Here is an 18,032-nt window from a genome sequence, read left to right on the forward strand (position 1 = left end):
AGGCTTGTTGACACATGTAGTGTCACATTCCCTGAAGAGGCGTTTTTTTATACAATAAGTTATCAGTATGAAAATTTAGCGACAATTTGAGCCTTTATTTCCATTTGTCCTGGTTCAATAGGTGTGGAAACACTTTGAACCATCGCTGTTGCTTCAAAAGGGATAGGCGGCTGCCTTGGTGTGGTCATTTCAGTAATAGAAAATGGGACCTGGTTCAGGCTAACTCCGGCAGCAGAAGCAATCGCTAACGCTTTTTCTTGAGCATTTTTGACTGCAAATTCAAGTGCTTGATTATAATAAGAAGCTTTTTTCTCTAATGAGAATTCGATATTAGAGACGGTGTTTGCCCCGTTTTGAATAGCTGTATTAACCACTAATCCAACTTTTTTTATAACATGTATAGTAATCTCAATCATATTGGTTGCACGGTAACCTCTAAACAGTTGCTGTCCATCCTTAAAATCATATTGCAGGTCAATCCGATACTCGTCTGTTTTAATATGTTCCTTGGGAATGCCAAGTCCGATAAGGGCTTGTATAACATTGCTCATGGCAGCAGAGTTTTTATCTAATGTTTCTGTTAAATCCACTCCCTCAGTAATAACTCCAAGTCTAATAATGGCAACATCCGGTTGAGCAGAAATAACTCCCTCCCCGAGCACTTCAATAACCCGATCCTTTGCAGGAGATGTGTGATGGGAAGGGTTTCGGTAAAACGCAGACTGGTTGTGCATTCCAAAATACCTCCTAGATCCTTTTTCTTCTAATATTTATTAGACGGCTTACCTATTTGTTACTCCTTCCTTCAATATTCAAAAAGAAAGAAGCTTTGTGTTAACATTAACTGTTTTTTCTAGGGAAAATGGACTATTTATCAGAAAAATAGGATGTAAGATTGATATTGATTATTTCTTTACAAATTTTTACTATAACTTTTCACATATTTAATTAATTCTTAAAAATGATCGTAGACCATTTGGTTCATTTTTCCAAATATGGGATTTAGAAAATTTCCAGAGTAGACTAAAATGGTTATTTTTTATTAATAAATTATGTCAAACATCAGCCAAAAATGGTAATTATTTACTAATGAGCAAAAGAGGGACTAATGATATAGATTCATTTTTAGAAAATTCTGTAAGTTATAGACACCAATCGACAGAATCAACCCTTATTTGTAGTTTAGGCTAGAGCTAGCACCAGGATTTTACATAGGTGAAATTTGGTGGAAAGGAGGTTCGCGAGATTTATTTACTTATTAAAAGGGAGTGAAAAGGGTTGAAAAAAGCGAAACCGAAAAAATGGTACCGACAGTTGATTCTTTTTACCATGATCCTCACCCTGATGATGCCTACACCAATAAGCTTCGCTGCCAGTGAACATTCTACCTCAGTCAGAGACAATCAAACCAACACAATTGCCAACAAAGTGAATTCAAAAGTAATCGATACTTTTGAGGATCAGGAATATGTAACTTACCTAGTTAAGATGAAAGAACAAGCTGATCCGCAAACAGCGGCTGCAGAAGCAGTGCAGAAAGCTAAAGCTAAGAATGCAACAGCTGCAAGCGAAAAGCTCATGAAACGTTCTGCAGTGGTTTCTACCCTAAGAGGGAAAGCAATTGAAACGCAAGCCCACTTAAAAGAAGTTTTAGAAGCTGAAATGAAAAACGGGTCTGTCAAAGACTATCAATCTTTCTATATTGTTAACGGATTAGCTGTTACATCTACAAAGGAAGTTATGGAAAAAATCGCTTCCTTCGCGGAAGTTGAAAAAATACTTCCGAATGAAACAAGACAGCTATATACTCCTACAGTTACTGAACAAGATCAGGTAACAGCAGGTGCAGAGACACAATCAATCGAATGGAATATCAATCAAATTGGGGCTCCTGCGGTTTGGAATATGGGTATTGACGGTACGGGGGTTGTTGTTGCTTCAATTGATACGGGCGTTCAATGGGATCACCCTGCCCTAATTGAAAAGTATAGAGGCTATGACCCAGCAAATCCAGCTCAGCCAAATCATGAGTTTAACTGGTTTGATGTGACTGCCGGCCAAACGGTTCCATATGATGATCAGGGACATGGTACACATGTTACCGGTACGATGGTGGGAAGTGAAGCAGATGGATCTAATCAAATCGGTGTTGCTCCAGGAGCAAAATGGATTGCCGTAAAGGCATTTACGGCTGCTGGCGGTACTGATGTTGATTTGCTCGAAGCTGGCGAATGGATTTTAGCACCAAAAGATGCTGCAGGAAATCCGCATCCTGAAATGGCACCAGATGTGGTAAACAATTCATGGGGCGGCGGACCTGGACTTGATGAATGGTACCGACCAATGGTGCAGGCATGGCGTGCAGCTGAGATCTTCCCAGAATTTTCAGCTGGTAATACGACGATTTTTAACCCTGGCGGTCCAGGATCTGTAGCAAATCCGGCGAATTATCCTGAGTCTTTTGCTACAGGAGCGACTGATTCGCAAAATCGTCTGGCTAGTTTTTCACTTGAAGGTCCGTCTCCATATGATGAAATTAAACCTGAGGTGTCAGCACCAGGGGTAAATATTCGTTCTTCTGTACCAGGTGGGGCTTATGAAGGCGGATGGAATGGAACTTCCATGGCTGGACCGCATGTTTCGGCTGTAGTGGCTTTGCTGAAACAAGTGGATGCTAGCTTAACGGTGGATGAAATAGAGGAAATCCTCCTCAATACAGCGATTCCATTAACCAACAGTGAATACCCAGAATCACCGAACAATGGATTTGGCTATGGATTAGTCAGTGCATTCGATGCCGTTTCGTCAGTAGTAAGCGGTTTAGGTAAAGTAAAAGGTAATGTTACAGAAGATGGAGATGACGTAACGGCCCCTGTTCTTGAGCATCAATCTCCTGCTGAAGTATTTGCGGGCATGGATGTACCATTACAAGCTCAAGTGCAGGATGATATTAGCGTGACGTCTGTTGTTCTCCGTTATTTAAAAGAAGATGGAACGTGGGCTGATTTAGATGCCTCAAGAATCAGCGGCGATTATAAAGCCGGAACGTACGAAGTAACAATTCCTGGAGAGGTAGTTGCGGAACCAACACTTCAATATGAAATAGTCGCCACTGATTTCGGCGGAAATCAGGCTATTACTGGAATCCTTGAAGTTCCTGTTCTGCCAGGGATTACGGTTGGATATGAACAAGATTTTGAAGCAACTCCTGCAGGCTGGACTTCCTACGGAACCAACAATACCTGGGAGTGGGGAGTTCCTGCATCAGGTCCAGGTAGTGCCTTCTCTGGTGAAAAAGTGTACGCAACAAACCTTGAAGGAAACTATGATAACAGAGCAAACATGAACCTAGTGATGCCTCCAGTAGATATGCCAGCAGAAGGAAATGCTTATCTTCAATTTAAGCAATGGTATAACTTAGAACGAAATTATGACTACGGTCATGTATTCGTTTCGACAGATATGGAAAATTGGGTGCAAAAACTAAGAATTAACAATGTATCAAACGGATGGATTGATGGGCAAGTCGACTTAAGTGAATATGCTGGACAAAGAATCTATGTTGCCTTTAATGTGACAACGGATGGTAGTGTATTACGTGAAGGCTGGTATATTGATGATGTGAAATTGACCAATACACCATTAACAACGAGTACCGATCAAGCCAATGTTGATAACGGGAATCAAAAAGGAGAATTAGGCATTACAGAACCTTCTGACAGTGAAAAGACATATGTGGATCCGAACAAAATTGTGCCAGCTAAAAAAGAGGAAACAGCACCACTGACTGATAAGACAGCAACGGTGGCACCTGCAAGCTTACCAATGAGTGCAACGGTAACAGTTGTTGAAACGGGTCGAGCAACACAGACCAATCCGCAAGATGGAAGCTACGAATTAACACATGCGTCTGGATCTTACACATTGGTAGCGGAAGCTTACGGGTATCGATCAGTTACACAAACAGTCGATATTCCGCGCGATGGAGAAGTCACAGCAAACTTTACTTTAGAAGAACTTCCAGAAGGTACGGTTTCAGGGACAGTAATCAATGAACAAACTGGAAATCCAGTTGAAGGAGCAACTGTTTATCTGATTGAGGATGCTGCGGTTGCCCCTGTTACAACGGATGAAAATGGAAACTTCTCTTTAGTTGCTTATGAAGGTACGTATACAGTTAAAGTATCAGCACCATCTTACTATAGTGAAGAAATCCCAGTCACAGTAGCAGGTGATGAGGAAGTTACATTGGATGTTCCATTGACACCATTTATCGGCTATCCTGGAGAAATTGGCTATGATGATGGAACAGCAGAAAATGCAAGAGCGTTTTATGATGCCGGTAATGGCTGGGCAGTAAAAATGACCCTTGAAAATGGCCAGACTCAAGCGATCTTAAATGGCGCCTTGTTCCGATTCTGGGATACAACCTGGCCGAATCCAGGAGGAACTGATTTCGCAGTTGAAGTCTATGATGCATCTGGTACGGATGGTGCTCCAGGACAAAAATTGGCTGGACCTTTTAGTGCGACAGCTTTACGAACTGGAGAATGGACACAAGTTGATTTAAGTGAACACGGAATTCAGGTTCCAAGTGAATTCTATGTGGTTTACATTCAAACTGATCCGAACCCTAATTCTCCTGGATTAGGAACTGATGAAAACGGAGAAAATGCAGGAAGAAGCTGGCAATTAGTGAGTGGAGCTTGGAGTCCATCACCAGCAGATGAAGGCAACTACATGATTAGGGCATTAGTGGATTACGAAGTGACAGCACCAGTGATCACATCGCCATCAGCGAACAGCTTCACGAATCAGCAAGAGATCGTAGTTGAAGGAAGAACTGCAGCCAACTATGAAATCCACCTTTATAACAACGACGAAGAAGTGGCAGTAATTCAATCCAATGAACAAGGTGTATTCTCTGCCAATGTTACTCTGACAGAAGGTGCCAATAGCCTCACAGCTAAAGCAGCAAGTAATAATGGAATGACTGATGCTTCAGAGCCAGTCCTTGTTACTTATGATGCGACACTCCCTGCATTATCGATTGATTCACCAGAGAATGAATTAAAAACAAATAGTGAAGTCATTACTGTCAGCGGTTTAGTCGAGGATGTCAACTTATCTTCTGTGACCGTAAATGGTCAAAAGGCAACCGTAACAGATGGAAGCTACCAGCACCGCATCATTCTAACTGAAGGGGAAAATGTGATTGAGGTAGTTGCATCCGATCTGGCTGGTAATACAACTACTAACTCAGTGATAGTCGATGCTAAGTTTGGAATTGCTGAGATTCAAAACCTGTTGCCTGCAGAAGACAAAGAGCTAAAATCCGGGGAAACTGTTCAAATTGAATTTGACAGTGAGCCAGGCTTAGACGCAACATTCGTCATCCACATGCCATTAACCAATGTTACAAACACGACCGAACTGCCAATGACAGAAGTTTCAGAAGGACACTATGTTGGCTATTATACAGCTACCAAGAATGTAAAAGCAGAGGGTGCATTAATTGAAGTAATCGTCCGCGATGATTATGGCAACGAAGCACGTAAAGCAGCAACAGGCAAGCTGTATATAAATGCCAAGAAGAAATAGAAATAAAGATTGAATTGAAGCCATCGCTTTAAGGAGCGATGGCTTTTTAACGAAAGTTGTAAATATCTACTCATTTAATCTATCGGTGAACTTCCGTTTACTGCGCTTCGGTCAATCAAACGAATGAATCTTTCCAATATTCCATTTGGGTTTGGTCCATATTAAGAAGGTAAGATTCTGCAAAAGTGAGGGAATGACGATGGTTCAAAAAAACATGAAACAATATAAAGTCGTGAGAGGTCCGTATAAAGACAAGGCACAAGGTTTGAAATTCGGGTATGAATATACGTCTGGAAACAAGGTAACTTCAGGAAAGAAAAATACACAAGTCGAAGATTCAGAATAGGCAGGGTTGTGAGTATCTCCTAGGAACAAAGCTTAAAAATAAAGCCATCCTCATAACTATGGATGGCTCTATTGTTTATATTCAGCTTGATAGGTGTTTTTTCCTGCATGGACAGATAGTAAAGTATCAGCATAACCGACCAGGCGATTGACAAGTTCATCTGATACCGCATAGACAAGGTGATGGAGAGATTCCTCATGTAATAAGGGATCGTCATATATAATGGTGGTGTTAATAAATATATCACGATTACCATAAAGATCGTAATGGATGATAACCTTTCCAGCTGCTCCTCCCGTTTGCGGGTCCTTGAAGGTAGGGAGAAATACATACCATTCTTCTGCGGTAGCGGAACGGAAATTTTTCGTAAAGGTCATGCCGCAGATTTCTTTTTCAATTTTTGTTTTAGTGGAATTCGGTGTTACATCTATGATTGGTGTATTCATCTAATAACCTCAAATAAAACCAAATCTATTCTGCAGGTGCAGCTTCAACTGCAATTTGATATGCGTCGAGAATTGACTCTTTTATTGCTGGATCTGTTATTCCCACGATATACTGCTCTTCTCCTTCATCTTCTACGCGGAATAGCAGGGTTTCGTCATTTTTCCCTCTCAGTAAGGCGTATAGTTCATCTTCCATATCGAATAAAGCTTCAACCGCATACTCTTTTTCAGTTCCATTCTCATCTTCAATGATTACAACATCTCTTGCATCATCATATTTCATTATACATATCCCTCCTTAAAATCTGTTATACTTTCCCCTAAACGGCCGTTCATTATTGGTGGTAGATAATAGGGAAAGGCAGTCCTGTATACGGAAAACAAAAAGGAGCAAACTATTGCAAAGCATAAAAGATGAAAAATGGAAAAACTTCACTTATAATAAAAAAATGTGTCTGAAATTTTTTATAAATATTGGGGGACTTAAATATGGCACAAACATTAATCGAACTAAAGGTACGTGAAATTCTAGAAGATAAAATTCAATACATTAAATCGGATAAAGGGGCTATTTATTTAGTAGGTCCAATAAAATTACCCGTCAATTTGTATGGAGAAACTGTAATTTTTAAATGGTACTGCTGGCTGAATTGTGAGGAGGTAACAGAAGATATCACTCGGATTATTGAGAAACTTTCAGCCAAAAACCTCGCTGAATTTCAGCAATCGAGTGTGTTAGTGTATGGAGACTTCGAATTTGGAGAAGAAGCGCTGATCCGATTCCATTCCATCTGTCATACAGGGGATATTTTCGGGAGTAAAAGATGCGACTGCGGATTTCAGTTAAAACAGTCCATGAAAATGATTGTGGATCATGGAACAGGTGCTTTGTTTTATTTAGCCAATCATGAAGGCAGAGGGATCGGATTATTTAGTAAAGCGATGGCCTATCTTTTGCAAGAAAATGGTTTCGATACGGTAGAAGCAAATCTTCACCTTGGTTTTGTGGATGATTCGAGGAATTATAGTGATGCCATTTCCGTGTTAAAAGCATTACGATCAAAACCAGTGACCCTTATTACCAATAACCCGAAAAAGCTAGAGGCATTACAAGAGGCGGGTATGCATGTTTCAGGCAGAACGGCTTTATGGGGCGATGTTTCCGAGTATAACGAAAAATACTTACAAACTAAAATAAACCGGTCTGGGCATTTGAAAGAAGAGGGAACTTGCTGTAATGACTAATCATGAATTTTACATGCGGTTGGCATTGGATAATGCGCTAGCAATGAAAGGACAAACAGACCCTAATCCGTTAGTGGGTGCTGTCATTGTAAACGAGAATCGGATTGTTGGGATAGGGGCCCATTTAAAAGCAGGGGAGCCTCATGCTGAGATCCATGCAATTCGAATGGCAGGGGAAAAGACAAAGGGTGCGACTATTTATGTGACACTAGAGCCTTGTTCCCATCAAGGCAGAACAGGGCCATGTGCGGTTTCGATTGTAGAAGCAGGTATTAAAAAAGTAGTGATTGCCACATTAGATCCGAATCCTGTCGTATCAGGCAATGGAGTAAATATATTAAAAGACGCTGGGATTGAAGTCATTATTGGTGTTTGTGAAGAAGAATCAAAGCGAATGAATGAAGTTTTTAATAAGTTTATTGTGGAGAAAAAGCCATTTGTAACATTAAAAGCGGGAAGTACTTTAGACGGTAAAATTGCGAGCCACACCGGAAGCAGTAAGTGGATTACGTCAGAAGCAGCCCGTTATGATGTTCATCAGCTTCGCAGTCAAAATATGGGTATTTTGGTTGGAATTAATACAGTTATAGAAGACAATCCTGAATTGACTGCGAGAATCCCAAATGGACGAAATCCAATTCGCCTTGTTTTGGATTCTTCCTTAAGAATTCCCTTAGATACCAAGGTTATACAAGATAACCAAGCGGAAACTTGGATATTTACGACTGAACAGCATGACAAAGAAAAAAGAAAACAACTGGAGGAAAAAGGAATCCAGGTTTACGTTACTTCTGATACGAATCGAGCAGATCCAAATAAAGTGCTACATATTTTAGGAGAAAAATTGGTATCTTCCGTTTTAATTGAAGGCGGAGGCTCCATACATGCTGCTTTTTTGGAACATCACTTAATAGATAAAGTGGTGATCTATATGGCTCCAAAATTAATAGGAGGAAAACTGGCTCCAACCTTTTTAGAAGGCCAAGGAATACAGGAGATGAGTGATGCAATCGAACTTTCAGATGTAACCGTCGAAAAGATAGGAAAAGACTTTAAATGGATAGGTTACCCGATCTATTAGGGTTAATCTAAAAATATAGACCTGCACCCATTCACATGATTATCGTAAAATATTATATTCCTGTGAATGGAGGTCACGTGATGTATACCGATTCTTATCTATACTATTACCGGCCAACAGATAGATTGGTCAGTGATGTAGAACGAGCAATAAATGGGGAATATAGTGCAATTCAATGTTATAAAAATATAGCTGAAATGGCAGATACAAAAGAGGCAAAAAATCAGATCAAAGAAATTCGAAAAGATGAAAGAAAGCATTTCCAGCAATTTTCCCAAATATATTTAACTTTGACCGGCAGACAGCCTCAGCCAAAAGTAAGTGAAAAGTGTCCTAATACGTATCGGGAAGCACTTGAATTTGCAATGAAAGATGAACAGGAAACAGTTGACTTCTACTTAGATATTGCAGATCAGACCAATAACCAGCAAATCAAAGATATCTTTCGCAGAGCAGCTGCAGATGAGCAAAACCATGCAGTATGGTTTTTATATTATTTATCCATGACTAGATAAAGGAAGAGTGGCATATAGATGTCACTTTTTTTGTTCTAGTCATTTGGACGATTTCTCTTATAAAAATATTGAAATTTCGCCAACTTTCTCAAGTTGTATAATATACTATCCAAATGCTGAAACTATAAAAAAAGCTAAAGGTGGTTCAAGCAGATGGAAATGGACAAGTCTTTAACTACACATGAAGAATTAACATCCGCTGAGATCGGTAAGCTTTGGGCCACATATATGGGAAATAGCATGGCCACACGAATTCTTCAGTTTTACTTACAGCATGTAGAGGATCCTGACATTCAACATGTACTTGAGTATGCTATAGAAATAAGCGAAGACTTTTTAAAAAAAATCACATATATTTATGAAAAGAAGAATCATCCGCTGCCATTTGGATTTACGAAGGATGATGTTAACATGCAGGCACCAAGACTATTTCTCGATGAATTCTATCTTCATTATTTGAAATATATGGCAAAAGCGGGAATAAGTCTGTATGCAACCGCCGTGCCATTAATGACAAGAGAAGATACAAGAGAACTTTTTACATACTGTATAACAAAGACAGTTGATCTGATGAATCGTGTTAATAAAGTTTTACAAGCAAAAGGATTTATCCAAACTCCACCGATAATTCCGATTCCTAAACGTGTTGATTTCGTTAAAAAACAGCAATATTTACATGGATTTTTTGGACATGTTAGACCGCCGCATGCGCTAGAAGCCACGCATCTTCACGATAATATTGAAAATAATGTAACTTCAAAGACGCTGCTGATCGGATTTACTCAAGTTTCGAAAGATGAAAAAGTGAGAGATATACTAGTTCGGGGAAAGGAACTTACCGAAAAACATATAAGTCGATTTTCCGAGCTCTTGAATAGGAGTCATCTGCCATCGGCTCCTCATCTCGATCATTTAGTCACAGCATCAAACGAGGCGCCATTTTCAGATAAAATAATGTTATTTCATAAAATTGATATGTTTTCCATGAAAATTAGAGGATACGGCAATGCAATTTCACTTAACGGAAGACGTGATATAGGCGCCTCGGCAGCTAGATTACTTCTGGAAGTCTCACTATATGTAGAGGATCTGGGAAATCTCATGATTGAAAAAGGCTGGCTGGAACAAATGCCAGAAGCACCAGACCGGGATGCTTTAGCATTTGAATAAAACGAAAAGAGGCTGGATAAGTATCAGCCTCTTTTCGTTTTATTTAAGAAAAATAAAATTCATTCAGATATTGGTCGATCTGTGTAAAGTAATCCTCTCCCCCTGCACCAAAGAGGACAATATGACAGTAAATACTTTTGATCAGTTTCTCTAAGACCTATAGTTTTTATAGGTTTTTAATTTAGCTTATTAATTTGAAATGGACTCGTAAAATTACTGATTTAGAAGTATAATAGTATGTTGTGAGAGGAATTGCTTAACATTCCATCACTTTTTTCTTGGCGTGTTATAATAGGTTTGGCAAAGCGATTTAATAGGGAATCCAATTCCTTTTTTGATGTAGATATAACTTGAAAGAGAGTGGTATAGATGGGCCGTAAATGGAACAATATTAAAGAGAAAAAGGCTGCAAAAGATGCGAATATAAGCAGAATATATTCTAAGTTTGCGATCGAAATCTATGTAGTTGCTAAACAGGGAGAGCCAGATCCAGAGGCCAATCAGGCTTTAAAATTTGTACTCGAACGTGCTAAGACATATAATGTGCCGAAAAATATCATTGATCGTGCGCTTGAAAAAGCAAAGGGCGCCGGTGACGATAACTATGACGAACTTCGTTATGAAGGTTTTGGACCAGCAGGGTCTATGATTATCGTAGATGCCTTAACCAATAATGTGAATCGGACAGCTTCAGAAGTCCGTACTGCCTTTGGCAAGAACGGCGGAAATATGGGGGTCAGCGGCTCTGTAGCGTATATGTTTGACCGTACAGCCGTATTTGGCCTAGAAGGAAAATCTGCAGACGAGGTACTTGAAATACTTATGGAAGCAGATATCGATGTTCGCGATGTATTAGAAGAAGACGAAACCGTTATTATTTATGCTGAACCTGATCAATTCCATGTCGTTCAAGAGACATTAAAAAATGTCGGAATCACAGAATTTACGGTGGCTGAAATATCTATGCTTCCGCAAAACGAAGTGACACTCCCGCAAGAGGCACAAGCTCAATTTGAGAAATTAATTGATGCACTGGAAGAGTTAGAAGATGTTCAGCGTGTTTACCATAATGTTGATTTAGGTGAATAATGAATGACACCCCCTTGTCTCGTTTGAGAAAGGGGGATTTTTATATGAAAAATTTTAAATGTGCCTACTTGTGTGCCAGAATACCGTTCAAACAATTGATTTTTCCATTAAAGCATGTATATGTGGATTATATGACCGAATGTTTTCGTTCCAACTCTAAAAGTTCGATCTTCATATCCCATCCGCCGCGGTAACCAGTAATGGTTCCATTTTTACCTATAACCCGGTGGCACGGGATTGATATGAGAATGGGGTTCGCTCCAATTGCTGTACCCACTGCGCGAACAGAAGAAGGTTTTCCAATCGCATTTGCTATATCTGAATAAGACCGAGTTTGCCCATAAGGGATTTGGTTTAGGGATTTCCAAATTTCACGCTGAAAAGGTGTACCCTTATAATCAAGGGGAAGTGAAAAATCTTTTCGTTCTCCTTGAAGATATTCAATTAATTGGTTTCTATAAGGCAGTAATTTTTCATGATTTTCTATGAGAGGTGTTCCCCGGAAATGTTTTTCAACCCAAGCCGACAAATCTTGAAATGGCTGGTGCTGAAAACCTACAAAAACGAGTCCCTTTCCCGAGGCGGCAATAGGAATATTCCAGTCTTTATGGTTTAGTAGAGTCCAATAGATGGGAGAAGTGTTTTTAGCCAATACGGATCACTCCTTTGGGGATTGATATTTTTTCCGGTAATCAGTAGGCGTAAGTCCCGTTTTCTTTTTAAACAAAGTAATAAAATACGATGTATTTGGGAGACCTACTAAGGTGGATATTTCTGCAATGGTTCGATGCGTATTAAGTAAATACTCTTTTGATTTCGTTATTCTTATTTGATGGAGAAAAGCCACGGGTGTCTTTCCCGTTATTCTCCTAAATGTCCGGTGCAAATGAAAGGGACTACCTTGAAATATGTCAGCAAGGGTATGTAATGTGATTGCTTTAGAAAAGTTGTTAGCCATATAGTCTGTCATTTGAGTAACCCATTCCTCACTCGGTGTTTGGCCAAGGGGATTGCAACGTTTACAAGGTCTAAAACCGGCTGCCATCGCTTGACTTGGATTTTCAAAGATTTGGACATTTTCCTTATTCGGAGTTCTGGACTTACAAGATGGCCGGCAAAATATTCTGGTAGTCTTAACCGCATAGATAAAAACATCATCGTAGAAAGTATCATTATTTATAATGGCTGCCCATTTTTCATCAGGAATGCCAGAGACTGGTTTATTATTTAAGCCTATCATTTTTATCACCTCTTCCATTTATTATATACATAATATTTAAGACCGAAAGCAGAACTGAATGGAATAGCAAGATAGTAATAGTACTTTCATATTACTTTGTATTTCGTTCTAATAATCTTTACAATAATGGATATAAAAGAAAAGGAGAGTTCTGCATATGTCCATCTATTCATTTCATGCCGATTTATCCAATGGTTCTGAAATTAGTCTGAAAGAGTTTAAAGGAAACGTACTTTTGGTTGTAAATACAGCCAGCCAATGCGGATTGACACCTCAGTATGAAGGTCTGGAAAAGTTGTATCAAACTTATAAAGATGATGGTCTCAAGGTGCTAGGTTTTCCCTGCAATCAATTTGGCGGGCAAGAACCAGGCACAGATGAAGAAATCAGAAACTTTTGTTCGGTCAATTATAATGTAACCTTTCCTTTGTTTCAGAAAATAGAGGTGAACGGGGAAAGGGCGCATCCCTTATATACCTATTTAAAGCAACAAGCTCCCATTGATTCTAATTTTAAAGTTTCAAGTAATGAGTATCAGGAATCTGCTAAAGATTCATCCGACTCGAGTATTCAATGGAATTTCACAAAATTCTTATTAGATCGGGAAGGAAATGTGGTAAAACGATTTTCGCCTGATACAAAACCAGAAGACATTGAAGAGGATATTAAAAAGTTATTATAAGAACTAAGGGGAAGGTTATACCTTCCTTTTTTGTCGATTAATGTTTCTATTATTCTTGCAGAAACGTTATTGCATCCTCTACCCGACCATGCTATGTTAGTACCGGATTAAAAACAATGGGGGTTATTACATAATGGGAATTGTACAAAAGTTTATTTTTGCTGTTTTACTAGCAGCTATAGCACTAGTTGTAACAGCTTGCGGAAGTTCAGGGGAAAATACGGCCGATTCTGCCAGTAAGTGGGATCAAATGAAAGAAAATGGCACCATTAAGGTTGGAACAGCTGGAACTCTTTATCCAGCCTCATATCACGATTCTGAAAGTGATCAGCTCACAGGCTTTGATGTAGAAGTTGTTCGTGAAATGGCGAAACGAATGGGACTTGAGGCAGAGTTTGTCGAAATGGCTTTTGACGGAATGTTAACTTCTTTAAATAGCGGTACAATCGATATCGCCGCAAACGATATTTCTATAACGGAAGACAGGAAAGAAAAGTTCGCTTTCTCGATTCCTTACAAACACTCTTTTGCAACAGCGATTGTCAGAAAAGATGATTTATCAGGAATTGATACAATAGAAGATGTAAAAGGAAAAAAGGCTGCAGGGGAGGCAACGACGATATACATGGATATTGCCCGTAAATATGGAGCAGAAGAAGTCATTTATGATAACGCAACAAATGAGCAATATTTAAGAGATGTTTCGTCGGGAAGAACAGATATTATCATTAATGACTATTATTTGCAAAAATTGGGGATAGCTGCCTTTCCAGACTTAAACATTACGATACATCCTGATTTAAAATTTGAAACTCCTGATCAAGGGGCCGGCATTATAATGAAAAAAGATAACAATCAATTGAAGGAGCAAATTGATCAGACTTTACAAGAAATGTTGGAGGATGGAACCATTAGTGAACTGTCGAAGCAGTTCTTTGGCGGGGATGACGTGACAAAGAAGCCAGACTTAAACTATTAGACTTATTTTTTAACGGGTCAATTTCCAGGTGCTGGATTTCTGACCCGTCATTCATTTTATGAAAAGAGAGAGGAACACATGGAAAACATTCTATGGGAGTATATATTTGATATTAATCTGGCGATTGAGTCCTTTCCTTATGTCATTAAAGGTATTGGCTATACTTTAATCATTTCTTTAGTCAGTATGTTTTACGGGCTAATGCTAGGATTTTTATTAGCTCTAGGCAGGATGTCAAAAAATCTCTTTCTGCAAATTCCTGCTAGAACTTATATTTCTTTTATGCGAGGAGTCCCGATTCTCGTTATCTTGTTTATCCTCTATTTCGGTTTTCCCATTATAGGCATTCATTTTGCTGCTCTAACTGCTGCTTTAATAGGATTTAGTCTCAATAGTGCTGCCTATATGGCCGAAATCAATCGTTCGGCAATTGCAGCCGTTGACAAAGGGCAATGGGAAGCAGCCTCATCACTGGGGTTGACGTATTGGCAGACGATGAAGAATATCATCATTCCGCAAGCAGCAAAAATAGCTGCACCACCCTTGTCTAATGTTCTTTTAGATTTAATTAAAAGTTCGTCCTTAGCCGCCATGATTACGGTACCTGAATTGTTTCAAAAGGCGAAGATTGTCGGGGGAAGAGAGCTGGATTATATGACGATGTACATACTGGTTGCTTTGATATATTGGGGGATTTGTTCGATTATTACAGTATTTCAAAATAAGCTGGAGAGGGATTTGAAGTAATTTTTCATTTTTAGGATTTTTGCGCTCAATATGAAGATAAAAAGCAGGAGAATATCATTTGCAATTCTCCTGATTTATACTTCTTTTTCGTATGGCAATACCCAAGCTGCGAGGACATACCCGATTACACAAGGTAATACAACGGTAGCTAACGTTAGTACGATAAATCCAATCCTCGTAATCGCTGGATCAATATCAAAATAGTCAGCAATTCCTGCTATTACCCCACTTATTTTCTGGTCTTTCGATGATTTGGTTAGTCGTTTTTTTCTCATCTTAACCTCCTAATCTCCTTTACTCATTATCTATATTATACCTTAAATTCCATCTGTACTTCCATGTTAAACAGTAAAGCAAACTACATACATTAGACCAATGTTTGGAACATTATTTTTTAATATAGAACTGTTTTACCTATGACAGCTGTAAATATTTAGTAAAATGACTATAGGTACTTCTTAATGTGGGTAATTTTAAATTTAAATTTGTCAATTTTAGGAGGAATTATGACACATTCAATGGACGGTAAAAATGAATGCGCATTAGTAAACGGAGGTATTCATGTTGATTTTACAGAGGATATGACGTATGGAGATTATCTTCAGCTTGATAAAGTATTGAATAGTCAGATCCGGGTTTCGGATCATCATGATGAAATGCTATTTATTATTATTCACCAATCAAGTGAACTATGGATGAAGTTAATTTTACATGAGGTATATGCTGCTAAATATGCTATTTTAAAGGGTGATTTGGAACCTGCCTTTAAAATGCTTGCGAGAGTCTCAAGAATCCAAATGCAGCTGATTCAATCCTGGGATGTGTTATCTACCTTAACTCCAAGCGAATATATGGAATTTCGAGATAGACTGGGCCGATCTTCTGGCTTCCAATCTTATCAGCATAGATTAATAGAATTTGCTTTTGGACATAAGAAAGAAAATGTATTATCTGTTTATAAGCATCAGCCTCACCTGTATGAAAAACTTCTTTACGAGCTTAATCAGAAAAGTATTTATGATGCTTCTATTTTGGCTTTGTCAAAGCGCGGATTCAAAATCAATAAGGAAATGCTTGAACGTGACTGGTCTCAAGATTATCGTGAAGATAAAAGTGTCGAGGAAGCATGGTTAACTGTTTATCGCGATGTAAACAAATATTGGGACCTCTATGAACTGGCAGAAAAATTAGTAGATATAGAAAGTAAACAACAGCAATGGCGTTTTAGCCATATGATAACCGTCGAACGAATTATTGGATCTAAACGGGGGACAGGCGGATCAGCAGGAGTTGAATATTTAAAGCGAGTCATGGATCATCGGTTTTTCCCAGAACTGTGGCAAATCAGAACAAAGCTTTAATTAGGAAAAAAGCAGACCACTTTGCAATGTAATGTCATCCAGCTGCTTATTATTGAATTAAATCTCTTCATGGACCTAGTGATATCTTCGCTAGGTCTATTTTCAGTAAAAATTATTCCATTTAAGCACCAGGATTTGCACAGCTGTCTATCAACGAATATGTCCTTTTATCAACCAATTCGATTCATTTCAGCAAGTTCAACTGTTTTTCAACGAAGCACTCGTTCCGCTAATGTATGATATATCAATGTTTCGTATTAAATAGTAATGAGGACATTCTGTCAGTGAATATAGGTATTTAGAGAGACTAAAAGGAATGAGGTGTGTCCGTGAGTAATCTTCAGCAACAACCTAGTTATCTAAAAGCCTATGAGCCCTTTCATGGACGTTTTGACCCATGCAGGCCGATTGGGGTTAAATTTTATTCTACACCACCTAATCTTTATTTAGGTTTTCAGCCGCCAAATCTGGAACAATTCCCGCCAGAAGTTGCTCTAAAGAAAGGAACCTTGTGGCCAGCGTTATATGATTTTTATGATAACCCTTACGAGGCAAAAGGGAGGTAAGGAAATGGCACATCCACAGTTACCTCAAGAGTATTATGATCTGTTAGAGCAAATCCAGGCAGCTGATTTTGTATTAGTAGAATTGACGCTTTATTTAGATACTCACCCAGACGATGTAACAGCGATGCAGCAGTTTAATCAATATGTTCAATATAGTAAACAACTTAAGCAGATGTATGAAGAAAGGTATGGCACTCTTCAGCAATTTGGCAACAGCTATACAGATGCTAATTGGAGCTGGGGCCGAGCCCCGTGGCCGTGGCAAGTATAATATCGGAAGGGAGTTTTCACGATGTGGTTTTATGAGAAAAAGCTCCAATATCCCGTAAGAGTAAGTACCTGTAACCCAACACTCGCTAAATTTTTAATTGAACAATATGGGGGCGCCGATGGAGAACTAGCTGCTGCCCTTCGTTACTTAAATCAGCGCTATACAATTCCTGATAAAGTTATCGGGTTATTAAATGACATCGGGACAGAAGAATTTGCCCATCTAGAGATGATTGCAACAATGGTTTATAAACTGACAAAGGATGCTACACCTGAGCAAATGAAAGCTGCAGGTCTTGGTGATCATTATGTGGATCATGATAAGGCTCTTTACTATCACAATGCAGCAGGCAATCCATTTACAGCAACCTATATTCAAGCAAAAGGTGATCCAATTGCAGACCTGTATGAGGATATTGCAGCTGAAGAAAAAGCACGGGCAACCTATCAATGGATAATTGATATATCCGATGATCCGGATTTAAATGATGGTTTGCGCTTCCTGCGTGAAAGAGAAGTCGTTCATTCGCAGCGTTTCCGCGAAGCTGTTGAAATTTTAAAGGACGATAGGGGCAAGAAGAAGTTTTTTTAATGCAATTTCTGAAAAAAGCCAATATTTTTGGCTTTTTTACTTTGTAAAAATTACCTTAAAATGGATATTTTTGTATATTTTCTCTCATAACGGGAAAAATGT

At 38.9% G+C, this 18,032-nt stretch carries 20 protein-coding genes; 14 read left to right on the forward strand and 6 right to left on the reverse strand.

Annotated features, from left to right (window positions below):
• Window positions 1–62 precede the first annotated feature (62 nt).
• On the reverse strand, window positions 63–734 hold the full coding sequence (locus tag CRO56_RS06070; protein ID WP_097157719.1) for an SIMPL domain-containing protein: 672 nt from the start codon (window positions 732–734) through the stop codon (window positions 63–65).
• Window positions 735–1,329: 595 nt separating this feature from the next.
• On the opposite strand from CRO56_RS06070, the gene CRO56_RS06075 reads away from it, so the two are divergent.
• Window positions 1,330–5,601 carry a S8 family serine peptidase gene (locus tag CRO56_RS06075; protein WP_097157957.1) on the forward strand — a complete coding sequence of 1,424 codons (4,272 nt, stop codon included), beginning with the start codon at window positions 1,330–1,332 and terminating at the stop codon, window positions 5,599–5,601.
• A 199-nt stretch (window positions 5,602–5,800) separates the two neighbouring features.
• The gene (locus tag CRO56_RS22775) at window positions 5,801–5,947 is read left to right on the forward strand and encodes a hypothetical protein (RefSeq protein WP_179714188.1); all 147 of its coding nucleotides are present in this window, start codon (window positions 5,801–5,803) and stop codon (window positions 5,945–5,947) included.
• A 68-nt stretch (window positions 5,948–6,015) separates the two neighbouring features.
• Here CRO56_RS22775 and CRO56_RS06080 read toward each other — a convergent pair whose 3' ends face one another.
• The gene (locus CRO56_RS06080) at window positions 6,016–6,393 is read right to left on the reverse strand and encodes a hypothetical protein (protein WP_097157720.1); all 378 of its coding nucleotides are present in this window, start codon (window positions 6,391–6,393) and stop codon (window positions 6,016–6,018) included.
• 25 nt (window positions 6,394–6,418) lie between these two features.
• Window positions 6,419–6,676 carry a DUF1292 domain-containing protein gene (locus CRO56_RS06085; protein ID WP_097157721.1) on the reverse strand — a complete coding sequence of 86 codons (258 nt, stop codon included), beginning with the start codon at window positions 6,674–6,676 and terminating at the stop codon, window positions 6,419–6,421.
• A gap of 206 nt (window positions 6,677–6,882) precedes the next feature.
• Here CRO56_RS06085 and CRO56_RS06090 point away from each other — a divergent pair, with 206 nt between their 5' ends.
• From CRO56_RS06090 to CRO56_RS06110, 5 genes are all read left to right on the forward strand, one after another.
• Window positions 6,883–7,638, forward strand: coding sequence for a GTP cyclohydrolase II (locus CRO56_RS06090; protein ID WP_097157722.1), 756 nt, complete (start codon window positions 6,883–6,885; stop codon window positions 7,636–7,638).
• Window positions 7,631–8,719 carry a bifunctional diaminohydroxyphosphoribosylaminopyrimidine deaminase/5-amino-6-(5-phosphoribosylamino)uracil reductase RibD gene (gene ribD, locus CRO56_RS06095; RefSeq protein WP_097157723.1) on the forward strand — a complete coding sequence of 363 codons (1,089 nt, stop codon included), beginning with the start codon at window positions 7,631–7,633 and terminating at the stop codon, window positions 8,717–8,719. The genes CRO56_RS06090 and ribD overlap by 8 nt, the downstream gene beginning before the upstream one ends.
• A gap of 80 nt (window positions 8,720–8,799) precedes the next feature.
• Window positions 8,800–9,234 (forward strand): ferritin-like domain-containing protein, encoded by a 435-nt coding sequence (locus tag CRO56_RS06100; RefSeq protein ID WP_097157724.1) that lies wholly within the window; start codon window positions 8,800–8,802, stop codon window positions 9,232–9,234.
• A gap of 153 nt (window positions 9,235–9,387) precedes the next feature.
• Window positions 9,388–10,404: a DUF3231 family protein gene (locus CRO56_RS06105; protein ID WP_097157725.1), complete on the forward strand. Its 1,017-nt coding sequence runs from the start codon at window positions 9,388–9,390 to the stop codon at window positions 10,402–10,404.
• 369 nt (window positions 10,405–10,773) lie between these two features.
• Entirely contained in the window at window positions 10,774–11,493 is a 720-nt protein-coding gene (locus tag CRO56_RS06110) for a YebC/PmpR family DNA-binding transcriptional regulator (RefSeq protein WP_097157726.1), read from the forward strand.
• Between the two features lie 127 nt (window positions 11,494–11,620).
• Here the strand turns inward: CRO56_RS06110 and CRO56_RS06115 are convergent, their stop codons facing one another.
• Both CRO56_RS06115 and CRO56_RS06120 read right to left on the reverse strand, forming a co-directional pair.
• Window positions 11,621–12,145, reverse strand: coding sequence for a methylated-DNA--[protein]-cysteine S-methyltransferase (locus CRO56_RS06115; RefSeq protein WP_097157727.1), 525 nt, complete (start codon window positions 12,143–12,145; stop codon window positions 11,621–11,623).
• A 6-nt stretch (window positions 12,146–12,151) separates the two neighbouring features.
• Window positions 12,152–12,733, reverse strand: a complete 582-nt coding sequence (locus CRO56_RS06120) for a bifunctional transcriptional activator/DNA repair enzyme AdaA (RefSeq protein ID WP_097157728.1) — start codon at window positions 12,731–12,733, stop codon at window positions 12,152–12,154.
• 157 nt (window positions 12,734–12,890) lie between these two features.
• Between CRO56_RS06120 and CRO56_RS06125 the strand changes: the two genes are divergently transcribed.
• The 3 genes from CRO56_RS06125 (at window position 12,891) to CRO56_RS06135 (ending at window position 15,141) form a co-directional block, all read left to right on the forward strand.
• Window positions 12,891–13,415 (forward strand): glutathione peroxidase, encoded by a 525-nt coding sequence (locus CRO56_RS06125; RefSeq protein WP_097157729.1) that lies wholly within the window; start codon window positions 12,891–12,893, stop codon window positions 13,413–13,415.
• A 133-nt stretch (window positions 13,416–13,548) separates the two neighbouring features.
• Window positions 13,549–14,394, forward strand: coding sequence for a transporter substrate-binding domain-containing protein (locus CRO56_RS06130; protein WP_097157730.1), 846 nt, complete (start codon window positions 13,549–13,551; stop codon window positions 14,392–14,394).
• A 78-nt stretch (window positions 14,395–14,472) separates the two neighbouring features.
• Window positions 14,473–15,141, forward strand: a complete 669-nt coding sequence (locus CRO56_RS06135) for an amino acid ABC transporter permease (RefSeq protein ID WP_097157731.1) — start codon at window positions 14,473–14,475, stop codon at window positions 15,139–15,141.
• 74 nt (window positions 15,142–15,215) lie between these two features.
• Here CRO56_RS06135 and CRO56_RS06140 read toward each other — a convergent pair whose 3' ends face one another.
• On the reverse strand, window positions 15,216–15,416 hold the full coding sequence (locus tag CRO56_RS06140; protein ID WP_097157732.1) for a PspC domain-containing protein: 201 nt from the start codon (window positions 15,414–15,416) through the stop codon (window positions 15,216–15,218).
• Window positions 15,417–15,659: 243 nt separating this feature from the next.
• Between CRO56_RS06140 and kynA the strand changes: the two genes are divergently transcribed.
• From kynA to CRO56_RS06160, 4 genes are all read left to right on the forward strand, one after another.
• Window positions 15,660–16,502 carry a tryptophan 2,3-dioxygenase gene (kynA, locus tag CRO56_RS06145; RefSeq protein ID WP_097157958.1) on the forward strand — a complete coding sequence of 281 codons (843 nt, stop codon included), beginning with the start codon at window positions 15,660–15,662 and terminating at the stop codon, window positions 16,500–16,502.
• Between the two features lie 329 nt (window positions 16,503–16,831).
• Window positions 16,832–17,068, forward strand: coding sequence for a spore coat associated protein CotJA (locus tag CRO56_RS06150; protein WP_097157733.1), 237 nt, complete (start codon window positions 16,832–16,834; stop codon window positions 17,066–17,068).
• A 4-nt stretch (window positions 17,069–17,072) separates the two neighbouring features.
• On the forward strand, window positions 17,073–17,339 hold the full coding sequence (locus tag CRO56_RS06155; protein WP_097157734.1) for a spore coat protein CotJB: 267 nt from the start codon (window positions 17,073–17,075) through the stop codon (window positions 17,337–17,339).
• A 21-nt stretch (window positions 17,340–17,360) separates the two neighbouring features.
• Window positions 17,361–17,930: a manganese catalase family protein gene (locus CRO56_RS06160; RefSeq protein WP_097157735.1), complete on the forward strand. Its 570-nt coding sequence runs from the start codon at window positions 17,361–17,363 to the stop codon at window positions 17,928–17,930.
• Window positions 17,931–18,032 lie beyond the last annotated feature (102 nt).

The sequence above is a fragment of the Bacillus oleivorans genome (assembly GCF_900207585.1).
Taxonomy (GTDB): Bacteria; Bacillota; Bacilli; order Bacillales; family JC228; genus Bacillus_BF; species Bacillus_BF oleivorans.